We start from the raw sequence: 14,200 nt of genomic DNA, 5'->3' as shown, positions 1-14,200 counted from the left end.
GGCGTCGTTGAACGCCGCGCCGAGACGGTTACCCGACCTGAGGCCTCGTCACACGTTCAGGTCGGGCGGCGTCCACACGTCTCCGGTCTGCGCCGGAACGCCCAGGTGCCGCGGCCGCGTGGTGATCGTCTGCGCGAACCCCTCGTCCTGCTCGGCGGAACCGTCCGCGGTCTCGGCGCCGGGGCCGCCCAGGGAGTCGTCGGGGGTGAAGGCGAACTCGCGGCCGCTGGCGAGCAGTTCGAGCCCTTCCACCAGCACGACCTCCTCACCCGGCTTGACCCGCGCGGACTCGCCGTTGACCAGCACCCGGTCCGGGCCCTGGCCGTGCGCCGGGCGCACGCGGGTGCCGTTGCGGCTGGTGTCGAGCACGCTGAGCTTCCACCCGGTCCACTTGAGCACCACGTGGCTGCGGCTGAGCTCGTGCGCGATACCGCGGTCGAGCGAGCCGAGGTGCTCGGCCAGCGCGATCCCGCCGTCTCCGGGCGCGCGTCCGACGGCGATCTGCTGCGCGGCCCGCATCAGGAATCTGCGTCGCACCACGCCGCCCACCCGCACCTTGATCTGCACCCGCCGGGGCACGCCGCCGACGTCTTCGAGCACGAGCTTGTGCTCCGGGCAGTGCGCGGCGTCGTTGTAGAAGCGCGGCAGCGGCTGGAACTCGCGCTCGGCCGGCCCGAACAGCGGGCAGTCCGGCTCCGGGCAGAGCCAGAGCCGGGAGAGCAGGTCGCGGCGCGGGCCGCCGCGTCCGCGCCGGTCGTAGAGGCCCATGGCGAGCAGTTCGTGCTCTTCCATCTTGCGGGAGATCTCGGACTCGAACGGGATCGGCATCACCCGCGGCTCGACCGTCACCCCGGTGCCGCTCGGATCGGGCACCGGCAGCAGGAAGCGGTCGCGGTTGCCCGCGATCCAGGGGAAGTCGGGCACGTAGTCGCGGAAGTAGTCCGCGCTCACCACCATCTGCCCGGTGGTGTCGGCGAGCTCGAGCAGCCGGTCGTCGGCCGGGTCGAGCAGCTCGATCCGGCCGCGCCGGTGCCAGCGCAGCAGGGTCGAGCGCTCCTTCTCGGTCAGCCGCCGGTCGCGCACCAGCGACCAGTCGCCGACCGCGTAGATGCGCAGATCGTCGTTCTTCGCATAGGCGACCAGTCCGACGATCAGCGCGTAGAAGCGTCCGAGGTCGGCCGGTCGGTCTCCGCCCAGCTTGGTGTCGTGCACGACACTGGAGACGTCGACCGCGTACTCCGCCGTATCGGCGTCCGGATAGAGATGGGACTCCAACGCCATACGGGTGAACGTAGCAGCCTGCGCAGCGTGGGGCACGCGGCGCGCGCGTACCCCCACGCTCCGGCTGGTTCAATCGCGTGACGGCTTGGCCCGCTCGTCCTGCGGCGGCCAGGGCAGATCGTCGCCGAGTTCGAAGGCCGCGCGGCGCGCCCAGTTGGGCTCGCGCAGCAGGGCGCGGGCGAGCAGCACGGCGTCCGCGGAGGACTCGGAGAGGATCTTCTCGGCCTGCTCCGGCTCGGTGATCAGCCCGACGGCGGCGGTCGGCAGGCCGCTCGCGGCCCGGATCGCGCGGGCGAACGGGACCTGGTAGCCGGGCCCGATCGCGATGTCCTGGGCCGGGCTGTTGCCGCCGCTGGAGACGTCGATCAGGTCCACGCCGCGCGGGGCGAGCAGCGTCGCGACCTCGCTGACGTCGTCCACGGTCAGGCCGCCGGGAACCCAGTCGCTGGCGCTGAGCCGGACGAACAGCAGCACGTGCTCGGGCACGGCGGCGCGCACCGCGTCGACGATCTCCAGCAGCAGCCGGGCTCGGCCGGCGAGGTCGCCGCCGTAGCCGTCAGTGCGCAGGTTGGAGAGCGGCGAGAGGAACTCGTGCACCAGATAGCCGTGCGCGCCGTGGATCTCCAGGACGTCGAAGCCCGCTGCGACGGCGCGCCGGGCCGCGGCCGCCCAAGCCTGCACCAGCGCCGGGATCTCGGCGGCATCGAGCGCGCGCGGCTCGGCGTAATCGCCGAACGCGACCGCCGAGGGCCCGACCGTGGTCCAGCCGCCGTCGGCCAGGGCCACGCTGTGCCGGCCGCGCCACGGCGCGTACGTCGAGGCCTTACGGCCGGCGTGCGCGAGCTGTATCCCGGGCACCGCGCCCTGGGAGCGGATGAACGCGGTGATCCGGGCGTAGTCCTCGGCCTGCTCGTCGTTCCAGATCCCGGCGTCCTGCGGGGAGATGCGCCCCTCCGGCACGACCGCCGTCGCCTCGGTGAACACCAGTCCCGCGCCGCCGCGCGCCAGGGAGCCGAGATGCACCAGGTGCCAGTCGGTCGGCCGCCCGTCGACCGAGGAGTACTGGCACATCGGGGAGACCCAGGCACGGTTGGGGATGGTTCGCTCACGCAGCGTCAGCGGACTGAAGAGAAGGCTCATGTTTTCTCGCAACATCGGCACGCCGTGACCTTGTTCCGTCGTGCTCACGGCGCTGTCGGTGGGCCGTGGCAGACTCTGACTATGCCCGAATTGCCGGAAGTCGAAGCCCTCAGCGCGTTCCTGGACGACAAGCTCGCCGGGCGGGTCGTGGCGGGCGCGACGCCGGTGTCCATCCAGGCGCTCAAGACCTACGACCCGCCGCTCGACGCCCTGGTCGGCCAGGCTTTCGACGGCGCCACCCGGCACGGCAAGTTCCTCGACCTGCGCCTCGGCGAGCTCCACCTCGTCACCCACCTCGCCCGGGCCGGCTGGATCCGGTGGCGGGACGAACTGGCCAAGACCCCGCCGCGCCCCGGCAAGGGCCCGCTGGCGATGCGGGTGCGGCTGCGCGGCGAGGAGGACGACGCCGCCGAGGCCGGGTTCGAGATCACCGAGGCCGGCACGCAGAAGCGCCTGGCGATCTACGTCGTGCGCGACGTCGAACAGGTGCCGGGGATCGCCCGCCTCGGCGTCGATCCGCTGACCGCCGAGTTCACCGCGGAGAAACTGGCGGAGCTGCTCGACGGCGATCGAAGGCTGATCAAGGGCGTGCTGCGGGATCAGACGGTGATCGCCGGCATCGGCAACGCCTACTCGGACGAGATCCTGCACGCGGCCCGGATGTCGCCGTTCAAGATCGCCGCGAAGCTGACGGCCGAGGAGGTCGAGGGGCTGCACGACGTCGCGGTGCGCACCCTCGCCGACGCCGTCGAGCGCTCGCGCGGTCTGCCGATGACCGACCTCAAGGGCGAGAAGAAGTCCGGCCTGCGCGTGCACGGCCGCAAGGGCGAGCGCTGCCCGGTGTGCGGCGACACGATCCGCGAGGTCTCCTTCAGCGACTCCGCGCTGCAGTACTGCCCGACCTGCCAGACCGGCGGGAAGGTGCTCGCCGACCGCCGGCTCTCCCGGCTGCTCAAGTGAGGGGCCGATATCGGCCGGCCGCGATCCGGCGGCGGACACACGGATGCCGCCGGATTCCTCCGGCGGCATCGGCCCGCGCCGCCCCGCGACCTCGGGCGCCCGAACTCACAGCGGCAGAATGTTCGTGGCCTGGGGGCCCTTGGCACTCTCCGTCACCTCGAAGGTGACCTGCTGTCCCTCCCGCAGTTCGCGGTAGCCCTGGGTGGCGATGGCGGAGTAGTGGGCGAAGACGTCAGGTCCGCCCTCGTCCTGCTCGATGAACCCGAAGCCCTTCTCCGAGTTGAACCACTTCACCGTGCCCGTTGCCATACTCCGACTCTCCTCCACGGAACACCCGCCCCGGGCCTGAGCGTCCAGACCCGCGCTGCGTCAATTGTCCGAATTCTTCCTGAGCCTACCCGACCCGACCCCGGGTCAAGCGGGTGATTAGGCCCTGCGTGTCAAAGCCTGTCCACCGTTCGACGGCGCCGGCCCCGGACCGCCGCGCCGCAGGGCACTGATACGGATCCGGGGCCGGCCGTTGCCGTGCGCGGCCTAGAGGCCGGTGCCGAGGATGCCGGTGCCGCCAAGCAGGCCGCCCGCGCCCTCGCCGTCCTTCGAGTTGTTCGAGCCCGCGCCCTGGCCGGTGACGTGCTCGGACGCGCTGCTGCCGGCGCCGATGCTGTGGTGGCTGTCGTTGCCCGCCTGCGACGAACCCTGGTCGGAGGTGCAGGAGTAGTCCTCCACCTCGGTCGAGGTGTTGCCGTTGGCCAGCACGTTGAGGCTGGCGTGCTCGAGCAGGTGGTTGAGCGCGACGCCGATCGGGATGCCGACCAGCAGGCTCTGCACGGTCAGGTCCTTGAGCGTGCCGTCGCCGAGGCAGCCGAGGTTCGGCGAGACGTCGACGTTGTTGAGCAGGTTGACCGGGATCAGGCCGGACTGCCCGACCTGGTCGTCGCTGCCGCTCTCGTGGCCGCCGCGGTGGGGGGCGGGGGTGGGGTGGCAACCGCACGACGCCGCAGCGGCTCCGGCCGCTCCCATGACGGCCGCGCTCGCCAGGGCGGCGGCGGCGGAAGCCTTCTTGATGAATGCCATGAGCTGGTACTTCCTATCGGGTTCAAATCGTCTTATTCCAAGGGCTGAGGGGAGAACCTCTCGGCCACGCAACTTCCGCACTCGCCCTTTTCGCCGATAACGCGCGCCGCCCCCCAGATGATGCGGCCACTGCCACGAACGAGTGAGTCATCCACCCGGTAGACCACTCCGGCCTGCGACGACGCTCTAGCCGGCCGTGCGAAGAAGAAAGCCGCGGGTCGCGCATTTCATGTGATGGACCAAGTTCCAACGACCTGAAAGTCATTCAGTTCGAATCGGCCGCACCGGGCCGGGAACTCAGGATTTCCGGCCGTCCGGAAGCGTTTCCGACGGTCTCGCGGAGGGAGCGGCCGCGGTCGTGACGGATGGGGTCGCGGCGGACGGCGCCCGGCCCCCGCGGACGATGAAAGTTTCCTGAAGATCGGTCGTGCCCGTCCCGAAGACGAGGCCGCCGCCTCCCGCCCCGCCTGCCCCGAAGCGGCTGCGGCGCCGAAAGCTTTCACGCCCTCACTGACGCCCTTTCACGACGTCGTTGACACCCTTTCAGGCTTGTTCGAAGCTCAGAGCGCCGACATCCGGATCCCGGCGCCCCTTCCACCCCTCTACGGAAGGAAAGCCTTCGTGATGATCAGATCGGACCGCCGCAAGTTTCGCTCGACGGTGGTCGCGCTCGCCGTGGCGGCGCTGCTGGCCGCGGGCGCGGAGACGGTCGCGGCGCGGACCGGCGACCAGGCCGCCGCGCCCGCCGCCTCCGCCGCGGCGCTCACCAGCACCGTCGAGGACTCCGGCGCGGGCTGCGCGGTCAGCCTGCCCGGCAGCCTCACCTCCAACGCGAGCCTGCCCGACCCCTTCACCAGCCTCAACGGGACCCGCATCACCTCGGTGTCGGACTGGACCTGCCGGCGCGAGGAGATCCTGCAGCTGGCGGAGAAGTACGTGTACGGACAGAAGGGCGCCAAGCCCGCCTCCGTCAGCGGTACCGTCAGCGGCAGCAACGTCACCGTCAACGTGACGGACAACGGGCACAGCGTCAGCTTCTCCGCGGGTGTGACGCTGCCGAGCACCGGATCAGGGCCCTTCCCCGCCGTCATCGTCTACGGCGGGACCGGCGTGGACACCGCGACGATCCTCGCCTCCGGCGCGGCCGTCATCAACTACAACCCGCTCAACGTCGGCGCCGAGGGCACCCCACGCAGCGACAAGCAGGGCGCTTACTACACCCTCTACGGCTCCTCCGACAGCACCGGCCTGCTGATGGCGTGGGCCTGGGGCGTCAGCCGCATCATCGACGTCATCAACCAGTCCGGCGGCTCCGTCCTGGCCAGTTCGGTGGGCGTCACCGGCTGCTCGCGCTACGGCAAGGGCGCGCTGGTGGCCGGCGCGTTCGACCAGCGGGTCGCGTTGACCATGCCGGTCGAGTCGGGCACGGACGGCGCGCCGATCTTCCGCGGGGTCCCCGGCGAGAGCGGCGCGCAGCCGCTGGACGAGGCGTACAACGAGCAGCCCTGGGTCGGCGACGCCTTCAGCGCGTTCACCGGCAACCCGAACATGCTTCCCATCGACACGCACGAGATCCTCGGCCTGGTCGCGCCGCGCGGGTTGTTCGTGATGGAGAACCCGCACATCGACTGGCTGGCCACGACCTCGGGCAGTGTTGCGGCCTTGGGCGCGCGGGAGATCTACAACGCGCTCGGCGCTTCGTCGAACATCAGCTACTGGTCCGACGTGCAGGACGGCACGCACTGCGCCGTGCGGCCGGAGTGGAAGGCGCCGCTCCAGCAGAGCATCAAGGCGTTCCTGCTGAACTCGGGCACCGGCCCGGGCACGTTCCACGTCTCCAGCCTGAAGTCGGGGAACCTGGCGCAGTGGCGGAATTGGACCACGCCGACCTTGACGAGCGGGCCGCCCACCTCGAGCAGCCCTTCGACCGGTCCCACTTCGAGCAGCCCCTCGAGCAGTCCGACGCCGAGTCCGTCGACGGGTTCCCAGCCGCCGCCGAGCACGCCGCCCACCGGCTGCACGGCGGCGGTCACGGTGAACCAGTGGTCGGGTGGCTTCACGGCCAGCGTCAACGTCACCGCCGGCGGCGCGGCCATCCACGGGTGGACGGTCAGCATGAGCCTGCCCACCGGAGCCGCGGTGACCAGCACCTGGAACGCCACGGCCAGCGGGACCGGCCCGACCCGGTTCGCGAACGTCAGCTACGACGGCAGCCTGGGGGCCGGTCAGACGACCAACTTCGGCTTCCAGGGCACCGGCACCGGACAGGGCATGACCGTGGTGTCCTGTGCCGCCTCCTGACGGGTCGGCTGCCTGACGGGTCGTCCACCTGACGGGTCGTCTACCTGATCAATCGTCACAACGCGGTCCGGGTCCCGGCCCGGACCGCGCCGGTTGGCGCTAGCGCCAGCCGGCGTTCGTCGGCGGCCGGCCCGATCCCCCGTGCGGCCCGGAACGGCCCTTCACCCACAGCGGCGCCACCAGCGCGACCAAGGCGACGGAGAAGGCCAGCTGGAGCGCGTGCCGGATCCAGTCGATGCCGTTGGTGTTGCGCACGCCGATCCAGCCGGCCACGCCGTCGCCGAGCCAGGCGCCGAGGATGCCCAGCAGGATGGTCATCCAGATCGGGATCGCTTGTTTACCCGGCAGGATCAGCTTGGCGAGCACGCCGAGGACCAGTCCGACGATCACGATCCAGACGATCTGGAACACCGCGGCCTCCTGGACGGCGCATCGGACGGCCGGTCCGGTCCGGCATCGCCGCTGCGCCCCACGCTAGGTCGGCCCGCCCGGGCCGGCACGTCGGGTCGTCCGGACGAGCGTCCGCCGCCTGCGCGAGCCCCACCACCGCGCCCGGCGCCGCGCCTGGCGCCACGTCACTTGGCGCGGCTCGCGGGCATCTTGAGGATCTCGAAGAAGCCGCCGCGCGCCAGGCCTTCGAACATCTCGCCGGGGTCGGTCTCGTCGAACGGGCTCAGCCGCAGCCGGCGGCCCCCGAGCGCGGACAGCACGTTGCGCGCCAGGTCGGCGTCCGGGCTGCCGGCGGGCTGGATCGAGAGCAGCGCCTTCTCGTAGCCGTCACGGACCCGCCGATCCAGCACGACCTGCTGGTTTCCGGCGAGCCCGGCGTCCTGCAGGGCCTGCCGAGCCGTGGCGAGCAGGCGGTCCGCGTCGTTGGTCATGGCTCAAACCCTGCCCGACCGGGCGCCGACCCGCCCGTCGGGACGCCGCGGCGCGACCTGAACAGCGTCGTCGGCCGCGACACTCGACACCGGTGTTAGGGTTCACTCGTGTCGAATGAAACCGCGGAGCCCTTCGCCATCGCCGTCGACGAGGCGGTCCTCGACGATCTGCGCACCCGGATCGTGCACGCGCGATTGCCCGACCAGACCTCGGAGGCCCCGTGGTCGGCGGGCACGGACGTCGGCTGGCTGAGCGGATTGCTCGAGACCTGGGCCCACTTCGACTGGCGCGCGGCGGAGCAGTCGCTCAACCGGCTGCCGATGTTCCGCACGGAGCTGGACGGGCTGCGGATCCACTTCGTCCACCAGCCCGGCAACGGCCCGCGCCCGCTGCCGCTGCTGCTCACACACGGCTGGCCCAGCGCCTTCACCGAGTATCAGGAGCTGCTCCCGCTGCTCACCGATCCCGGCGCACACGGAGCGGACCCGTCGGACGCCTTCACCGTGGTCGCGCCCTCGCTGCCCGGCTTCGGCTTCTCGGACCGGCCCGCCGCGCCCGGCGTCGCCCATCCGGTCATCGCCGATCTCTGGGCGCGACTGATGCGCGACGTCCTAGGCCACCGGCGGTTCGGGGCCCACGGCACCGACATCGGCGCAGGAGTCACCGCGCGCCTGGCGCGGCAGCACCCTGACGCTCTCGCCGGGATTCACCTGAGCGCCGCCGCACTCCCCCTGCCCGAACGGTCCTGGACCGCGGCCGAAGAGCGGTATGCGGAGGAGACAGCGCGCTGGGACGACGCCGAGGGCGCCTACGCCCGCGTGCATGCCACCAGGCCGCAGACGCTCGGCGTGGCACTCAACGACTCGCCGGCCGGTCTCGCCTCCTGGATCGGCGAGAAGTACCGGGCCTGGACCGACGGCGGGGGCGACCCCGAGGCGCGGCTGCCGTTCGGCTACCTGCTCACCTTGCTGACGATCTATTGGGCCACCGGGACCGCGGCGTCCTCGATCCGGCTCTACCACGAGTATCGCGAGCACGCGCGGCCGCTCGATCCGGCCGAGCGCAACGACGTCCCGACCGGCTTCACCGTCTTCGGGCACGAGTTCGCCCCGATGCCGCAGCCGCCGCGGGATCTGGCGGAGCGCCACTTCAACGTCACCCGGTGGACGGACCAGTCGGGCGGCGGGCACTTCCCGGCGCTCGAGGAGCCGGAGCTGCTGGCCCGCGAGCTGCGTGACTTCTTCCGTCCGCTGCGGGACTGACGCCGGACGATCCGGTCCGGCCGCGGGCCCGGTAATCAGCGGTCTTATGGCGGTTGCCGCAGGAAGCGGCGGAGCACCAGCGCCGGTCGCCCCGGCGGGAGGTGTCGACGAAGGCCCACCGGCATTCCGGCGCGGCGCACAGCCGCACCCGGCGCCAGCCGCCTCGGATCGCGGCCGTCGCCACCGCGGCGACGAGCGTCGCAAGCGCCTGACTCGCTTCGCCCGATCGCGGCGGGGTGCAGACCAGGGACAGCTCGCCGGACGGATCCGCCGCCAGGCGCAGCGGATAGCCGAGGCCGGTCGCCTCGGCCGGGTCGGCAGCGGCGGCGGGATCCGCGCTCAGGCCCTCCTCCAGCGCCGCTCGCAGGTTCTCGCGCAGGCCGGCGCGCAGAGCGAGCGCGTCGGCGAGGTCCGCCGCCGTGGCCCGCGGCTGCGCGACGAGGCCCTGCCCCGTGAGCCAGCGGCCGAGCGCGGCCGGAGAGTCGAGCTCGTCGTGCGGCTCGAAGCGCTGACCGCGTCGGCTGAAGCTGCGCTGGTCGAGAGTGTTGAGGAAGCCGGCAAGCAGCTCCGTGTCCGCCTCGACCTGCGCACTCTCACCTGCCATGACGCCAGTGTAACCGTTCACTGGTGTCGCTGGCTCAGCCGAGCTCCGCGCGCACCTGAGCCCACTGCTCCAGCGGATTGTCGCCCGCGAACCGGAGCACCACCGTCGTCGCACCGTGTTCCTCGAGGCTGCGGATCTGCTCGGCGGCCGAGGCAGCCGAACCGGAGACGGCGAACAGCTGCTCGGCGGGGCGCCCGAGCCATGCCGCCTGGCCGGCGAGCATCTCGGCCAGCTGCTCGGATCCCCGGTCGTCGTCGGCGATCCGGGCGAATGCGAAGACGACCAGCTCGTGCTCCGCGTCCGCGCCGCCTGCGGCCAGGTGGCCGCGGATGGCCGTCAGATCGTCGGGCCCGTGGCCTTCGGCGATCACCGTGCCCTGCGACACCCGGCCGGACAGCTCCAGCGTCCGGCGGCGGACGGCGGCCGCGAACACGGGCGGAGGCACGTCCGGCACGTGCACGAGCGCGACGTCGTTCAGCCGCACCTCGCGGCCGTCCGCTTTGACGCGTTCGCCGCGCAACAGGGCCCTGACGGCCACCACCGTCTCCTCCAGCAGCGCCATCGGCGAGGCCGCGCTGGCGCCGACGTCGGCCATCCAGTCCGTCACGCCGTGGCCGAGGCCGGCCACGAAGCGGCCGGGGTAGAGCCTGCCGAGGGTCGCGGCCTCCATCGCGTACAGCGCCGGGTTCCGGTAGGGCGCGGGCGCGATGCCCAGGCCCACGCGCAACGTGCGGGTGGCGGCGAGCGCGGCGGTGGCTGCGGTGAAGCCGCCGTTCCAGCCGAGGTCCTCGACCACCCAGAGGTCCTGCGCGCCGGCCTGTTCGGCGGTGGCGGCGAACGCCGGGAGGCCGGCCGGGTCGCGGGAGCGGTCGAACATGAGGCCGAGTCGGAGCGGGGGCAGTGCCATGACGACACAACCTACCCAACCGCGCGCTGCCTGCCCAGAGGCACTTCTGCTCACCCGGTGCCGCGCGGCGCCACGGCGGGCGGCACCGGTTGCGCGTGTTCGGGACGAATGCGGCAATAGGAAGGTCCGAACCGGCGCCCGGCCGCGCCGAGCAGTGGCACGGCCGCGCTCGACCGTAAGGCGGCAACACATGACCGAGCAGGCAAAGGCCCAGATCGGCGTCACCGGGCTGTCCGTGATGGGCCGCAACCTGGCCCGCAATCTCGCCCGGCACGGCTACCGGGTGGCGCTGCACAACCGCAGCGTGGAGCGCACCCGCAGCCTGATGGCCGAACACGGGGACGAGGGCGACTTCGTCCCGAGCGAGTCGATGGAGCAGTTCGTCGACTCGCTCGCCCGCCCCCGCGCGGTCATCGTCATGGTCAAGGCGGGTTCGGCGACCGACGCGGTGATCGAGCAGCTCGTCGGCCTGCTCGATCCGGACGACATCGTCATCGACTGCGGCAACACCCACTTCACCGACACGATCCGGCGGGAGAAGGACCTCGCGGCGAAGAAGCTGCACTTCGTCGGCACCGGCGTGTCCGGCGGCGAGGAGGGGGCGCTGAACGGGCCGAGCATCATGCCAGGCGGGTCGGCGCAGGCCTACCGCACGCTCGGCCCGATCTTCGAGGCCATCGCCGCGCAGGTGGACGGTACGCCGTGCGCCGTGCACGTGGGCCCGGACGGCGCCGGCCACTTCGTGAAGATGGTGCACAACGGCATCGAATACGCCGACATGCAGCTGATCTCCGAGTCCTACGACCTGCTGCGTTCCGGGCTCGGCGCTAGCCCGGCCGAGATCGCCGAGATCTTCCGCGAGTGGAACGGCGGCGAGCTCGAGTCCTTCCTGATCGAGATCACCGCGGACGTGCTCGCGCACACCGACGCCGCCACCGGCGGGCCGTTCATCGACGTCGTGGCCGACCGGGCCGAGCAGAAGGGCACCGGCCGCTGGACCGTGCAGAGCGCGCTCGACCTCGGCATCCCGATCACCGGGATCGCCGAGGCGACCTTCGCCCGCTCCCTGTCCGGACACGCCGACCAGCGCGAGGCCGCGCAGCGCGTCTACCGCGACCGGGCCGCCGACGCCGACCCGGCCAGTGTGGTGGGCGATCGCAAGCAGTTCATCGAGGACGTCCGCAACGCGCTGTACGCGTCGAAGATCGTCGCGTACGCGCAGGGCTTCGACCACATCCAGGCGGGCAGCGAGCAGTACGGCTGGGACATCGACCGCGGGGCGATGGCCACGATCTGGCGCGGTGGCTGCATCATCCGGGCGCGCTTCCTCGACCGGATCCGCGAGGCCTACGCCGACTCCCCGAAGCTGGAGTCCCTGCTGGTGGCGCCCTACTTCGCGGACGCCGTGGCGGCGGGCGCGGAGAGCTGGCGGCGGGTGATCGCCACGGCCGTGCGCGCGGGCGTGCCGACGCCGACCTTCTCCTCATCCCTGGCCTACCTCGACGCGCTGCGCCGCCCGCGCCTGCCCGCCGCGCTCATCCAGGGCCTGCGCGACAACTTCGGCGCGCACACCTACGAGCGGGTCGACCGTCCCGGCACCTTCCACACGCTCTGGGCCGGCGACGGGAGCGAGGTCGAGGCCTGATCAGCGCTCCGGCTCGCCGGGCTCGGGCTCCGACGTCTTTTCGGAGCCTGCTGATCCGTCGTCGGCGTCCGTGTCAGTGTTCGTGTCAGTGTTCGTGTCAGTGCCCTTGTGCTGTTCCGCCGCGTGTTTGCGCCTGCGCCGCAGGATGAAGAACACGACGGCGACGGCCGCGGCGGCCAGGATGTAGAGCGAGTATCGGCCGATCGCATGGTAGATGGCCTCGATGTGGTCGCCGGCCAGGTACCCGACCGAAGTCCAGGTGGCCACCCAGAGCGCGGCGCCGAGCGCGTTGTAGGCGAAGAACTTCAGCCAGTGCATGCCGCTGATCCCGGCGATGATCCCGTTCGCCTGGCGCAGCCCCTCGATGAACCGGGCCACCGTGACGATCTTGCCGCCGTGCCGGTTGAAGAAGTCCTGCGCCTTGTCCAGGCGCTCCTCGGTGATCATGACGTAGCGGCCGTAGCGCAGCACCAGCGCGCGGCCGCCGAAGCGGCCGATCAGGTAGCCGACGTTGTCGCCCAGCAGCGCGGCGACGAAGCCGATCAAGCCGACGGCGAAGATGTTGAGCCGGCCGGCCCCGGCGTAGACCGAGGCGGCGATGAGCACGGTCTCGCCCGGCGCGGGGACCCCGAAGTCCTCCACGAACAGCAGGAAGGCGACCGCGGCGTAACCCCAGCGGTCGAGCAGCGGGGCGAGGGCCTCGAGGAATCCGGGCAGTTGGGCGGGGGCGCTCACCGGCGACCGGTCTCCTTCGCGGCTCGGGCGGGGGCTTCTACAACAATGTAGTACCGAGCCGCCCGCAGGCTCGGGCAGCCCGCGGGCGGATCCGGCAAACGTGCGGTTCACCCGTTGTCCACCGTCGGTTCGCGCGGACGCACCGGCTGATCTAGACTCGACGCGACTTCTACATCTTTGTAGATGTGGCGGGCCGCGCCCTCACGCCGGCCGGCCGGGAAGTGCACGAGACGTACCGCGAGAAGAGATCAGCATGCCCATAGTGCCCGCCGCATCCGCCGCCCCCGTTCCGACCTCCCCGATCGTCCACGCCGGTCTGGCCGCCCAGGCCGGCACGGCGTCGGCCAGCACGGCCGACGAGGACTGGTACCGCTCCATCACCTCCTTCGCCCAGCACACGCCCTGGCTGCAGAGCGCGATGGAGTTCTACACCGTCGCCGGGATCGGGCTGCTGCTCCTGCTGGCGCTCTACGCCGCCTGGACCGCGCGCGCCCGGGCGGACCAGGCGAGGATGGCGGCGGTGATCTGGCTGGGCCTCGGCACGGCCCTGTCGATCAGCTGCGGCCTGGTGCTCAAACAGGTCTTCCAGGAGAGCCGGCCGTGCCAGACCATCCACGTGGCCACGGTCCAGGCGTGTCCCGGGCCCACGGACTACTCGTTCCCCTCCGACCACACCATCTTCGCCTTCGCGCTCGCGGTCGGGCTGTGGATCGTCAGCCGCAGGCTCGGCGGGATCGCCGTCGTCCTCGCCGCCCTCGAGGGCTTCTCGCGGGTCTACCTCGGCCAGCACTACCCGCACGACGTGATCGCGGGCGCGAGCGTGAGCATCGTGATCCTGCTGGTCGGCTGGACCTTCGCCCGGCGCCCGCTGAACACCGCGGTGGCGCGCCTGGAGACGACGCCGCTGCGCCCGCTGCTCACCAGCGCCCCGGCGAACCCTTCGGGCGGCGAGCCCGCGGCCACCGCGCAGGCCGCCTTCGGCCGCGACCGCCGCTGAGGCCGGCGGCACGATGGCGCGCGCCCAGGGCTCGCTCGCCTCGGCCGTCCTGGCGGTCCTGTGGACGGCCGGGCGGCCGCTCAGCCCGGCCGAGGTCCGCGAACGGCTCGCCGAACCGGGCCGGCGCGCCGGCTCCGAGCTGGCCTACACCACCGTCGTCACGGTGCTGACCCGGCTGCACGAGAAGGGCGCGCTGATCCGGGAGCGCGTCGGCCGGTCCTACCGGTACGCGCCGGTCGCGGACGAGGCCGGCCTGGCCGCCCGGCGGCTGACCGACCTGCTCGACCAGGCCGCCGACCGCGACGCGGTGCTCTCCCGCTTCGTCGAGGAGCTCTCCGACCACGACGAGCAGGTGCTGCGCGAGCTGCTGCGCTGACCCGGCCGGCGAGCGCGATCTTGGTAGCCGCGGAAG

At 72.0% G+C, this 14,200-nt stretch carries 15 protein-coding genes; 6 read left to right on the top strand and 9 right to left on the bottom strand.

The annotated features are described in order from the left end of the window. Positions 1-48: 48 nt before the first annotated feature. Both ACTRO_RS37700 and ACTRO_RS37695 read right to left on the bottom strand, forming a co-directional pair. A complete protein-coding gene (locus tag ACTRO_RS37700; protein ID WP_051452012.1) occupies positions 49-1,281 on the bottom strand; it encodes a hypothetical protein in 1,233 nt (410 codons plus the stop codon). A 69-nt stretch (positions 1,282-1,350) separates the two neighbouring features. Continuing rightward, the gene (locus ACTRO_RS37695) at positions 1,351-2,421 is read right to left on the bottom strand and encodes an NADH:flavin oxidoreductase/NADH oxidase (RefSeq protein WP_034270984.1); all 1,071 of its coding nucleotides are present in this window, start codon (positions 2,419-2,421) and stop codon (positions 1,351-1,353) included. Between the two features lie 81 nt (positions 2,422-2,502). Between ACTRO_RS37695 and ACTRO_RS37690 the strand changes: the two genes are divergently transcribed. Then, positions 2,503-3,381: an Fpg/Nei family DNA glycosylase gene (locus ACTRO_RS37690; RefSeq protein WP_034270981.1), complete on the top strand. Its 879-nt coding sequence runs from the start codon at positions 2,503-2,505 to the stop codon at positions 3,379-3,381. A 105-nt stretch (positions 3,382-3,486) separates the two neighbouring features. Here the strand turns inward: ACTRO_RS37690 and ACTRO_RS37685 are convergent, their stop codons facing one another. Both ACTRO_RS37685 and ACTRO_RS37680 read right to left on the bottom strand, forming a co-directional pair. Then, positions 3,487-3,690 carry a cold-shock protein gene (locus ACTRO_RS37685; RefSeq protein ID WP_034270979.1) on the bottom strand — a complete coding sequence of 68 codons (204 nt, stop codon included), beginning with the start codon at positions 3,688-3,690 and terminating at the stop codon, positions 3,487-3,489. A 225-nt stretch (positions 3,691-3,915) separates the two neighbouring features. Beyond that, a complete protein-coding gene (locus ACTRO_RS37680) occupies positions 3,916-4,455 on the bottom strand; it encodes a hypothetical protein (protein WP_034270977.1) in 540 nt (179 codons plus the stop codon). 624 nt (positions 4,456-5,079) lie between these two features. On the opposite strand from ACTRO_RS37680, the gene ACTRO_RS37675 reads away from it, so the two are divergent. Beyond that, a complete protein-coding gene (locus tag ACTRO_RS37675) occupies positions 5,080-6,756 on the top strand; it encodes a glucuronyl esterase domain-containing protein (protein ID WP_034270975.1) in 1,677 nt (558 codons plus the stop codon). Between the two features lie 99 nt (positions 6,757-6,855). Here ACTRO_RS37675 and ACTRO_RS37670 read toward each other — a convergent pair whose 3' ends face one another. Together ACTRO_RS37670 and ACTRO_RS37665 are read right to left on the bottom strand one after the other, a co-directional pair. Further along, positions 6,856-7,167 (bottom strand): GlsB/YeaQ/YmgE family stress response membrane protein, encoded by a 312-nt coding sequence (locus ACTRO_RS37670; RefSeq protein ID WP_051452011.1) that lies wholly within the window; start codon positions 7,165-7,167, stop codon positions 6,856-6,858. Positions 7,168-7,331: 164 nt separating this feature from the next. Further along, positions 7,332-7,637 (bottom strand): hypothetical protein, encoded by a 306-nt coding sequence (locus ACTRO_RS37665; protein ID WP_034270972.1) that lies wholly within the window; start codon positions 7,635-7,637, stop codon positions 7,332-7,334. Positions 7,638-7,745: 108 nt separating this feature from the next. Here ACTRO_RS37665 and ACTRO_RS37660 point away from each other — a divergent pair, with 108 nt between their 5' ends. Further along, positions 7,746-8,900 (top strand): epoxide hydrolase family protein, encoded by a 1,155-nt coding sequence (locus tag ACTRO_RS37660; RefSeq protein WP_034270969.1) that lies wholly within the window; start codon positions 7,746-7,748, stop codon positions 8,898-8,900. Here ACTRO_RS37660 and ACTRO_RS37655 read toward each other — a convergent pair. Then, complete coding sequence (locus ACTRO_RS37655) at positions 8,794-9,504, bottom strand: CGNR zinc finger domain-containing protein (protein WP_034270967.1); 711 nt, start codon at positions 9,502-9,504, stop codon at positions 8,794-8,796. The genes ACTRO_RS37660 and ACTRO_RS37655 overlap by 107 nt on opposite strands. 34 nt (positions 9,505-9,538) lie before the next feature. Continuing rightward, complete coding sequence (locus ACTRO_RS37650) at positions 9,539-10,411, bottom strand: LLM class flavin-dependent oxidoreductase (RefSeq protein ID WP_034270965.1); 873 nt, start codon at positions 10,409-10,411, stop codon at positions 9,539-9,541. 190 nt (positions 10,412-10,601) lie between these two features. Between ACTRO_RS37650 and gndA the strand changes: the two genes are divergently transcribed. After that, positions 10,602-12,056: an NADP-dependent phosphogluconate dehydrogenase gene (gene gndA / locus ACTRO_RS37645; RefSeq protein ID WP_034270962.1), complete on the top strand. Its 1,455-nt coding sequence runs from the start codon at positions 10,602-10,604 to the stop codon at positions 12,054-12,056. Here the strand turns inward: gndA and ACTRO_RS37640 are convergent, their stop codons facing one another. Next, the gene (locus ACTRO_RS37640) at positions 12,057-12,791 is read right to left on the bottom strand and encodes a DedA family protein (protein WP_063628143.1); all 735 of its coding nucleotides are present in this window, start codon (positions 12,789-12,791) and stop codon (positions 12,057-12,059) included. 253 nt (positions 12,792-13,044) lie between these two features. Here ACTRO_RS37640 and ACTRO_RS37635 point away from each other — a divergent pair, with 253 nt between their 5' ends. Further along, the gene (locus ACTRO_RS37635) at positions 13,045-13,788 is read left to right on the top strand and encodes a phosphatase PAP2 family protein (protein WP_051452010.1); all 744 of its coding nucleotides are present in this window, start codon (positions 13,045-13,047) and stop codon (positions 13,786-13,788) included. Between the two features lie 13 nt (positions 13,789-13,801). Further along, complete coding sequence (locus ACTRO_RS37630; RefSeq protein ID WP_034270959.1) at positions 13,802-14,164, top strand: BlaI/MecI/CopY family transcriptional regulator; 363 nt, start codon at positions 13,802-13,804, stop codon at positions 14,162-14,164. The last annotated feature ends 36 nt before the right edge of the window (positions 14,165-14,200 follow it).

It is taken from the genome of Actinospica robiniae DSM 44927 (genome assembly GCF_000504285.1).
Classification (GTDB): domain Bacteria; phylum Actinomycetota; class Actinomycetes; order Streptomycetales; family Catenulisporaceae; genus Actinospica; species Actinospica robiniae.
This window is presented reverse-complemented; position numbering and strand designations above follow the sequence as displayed.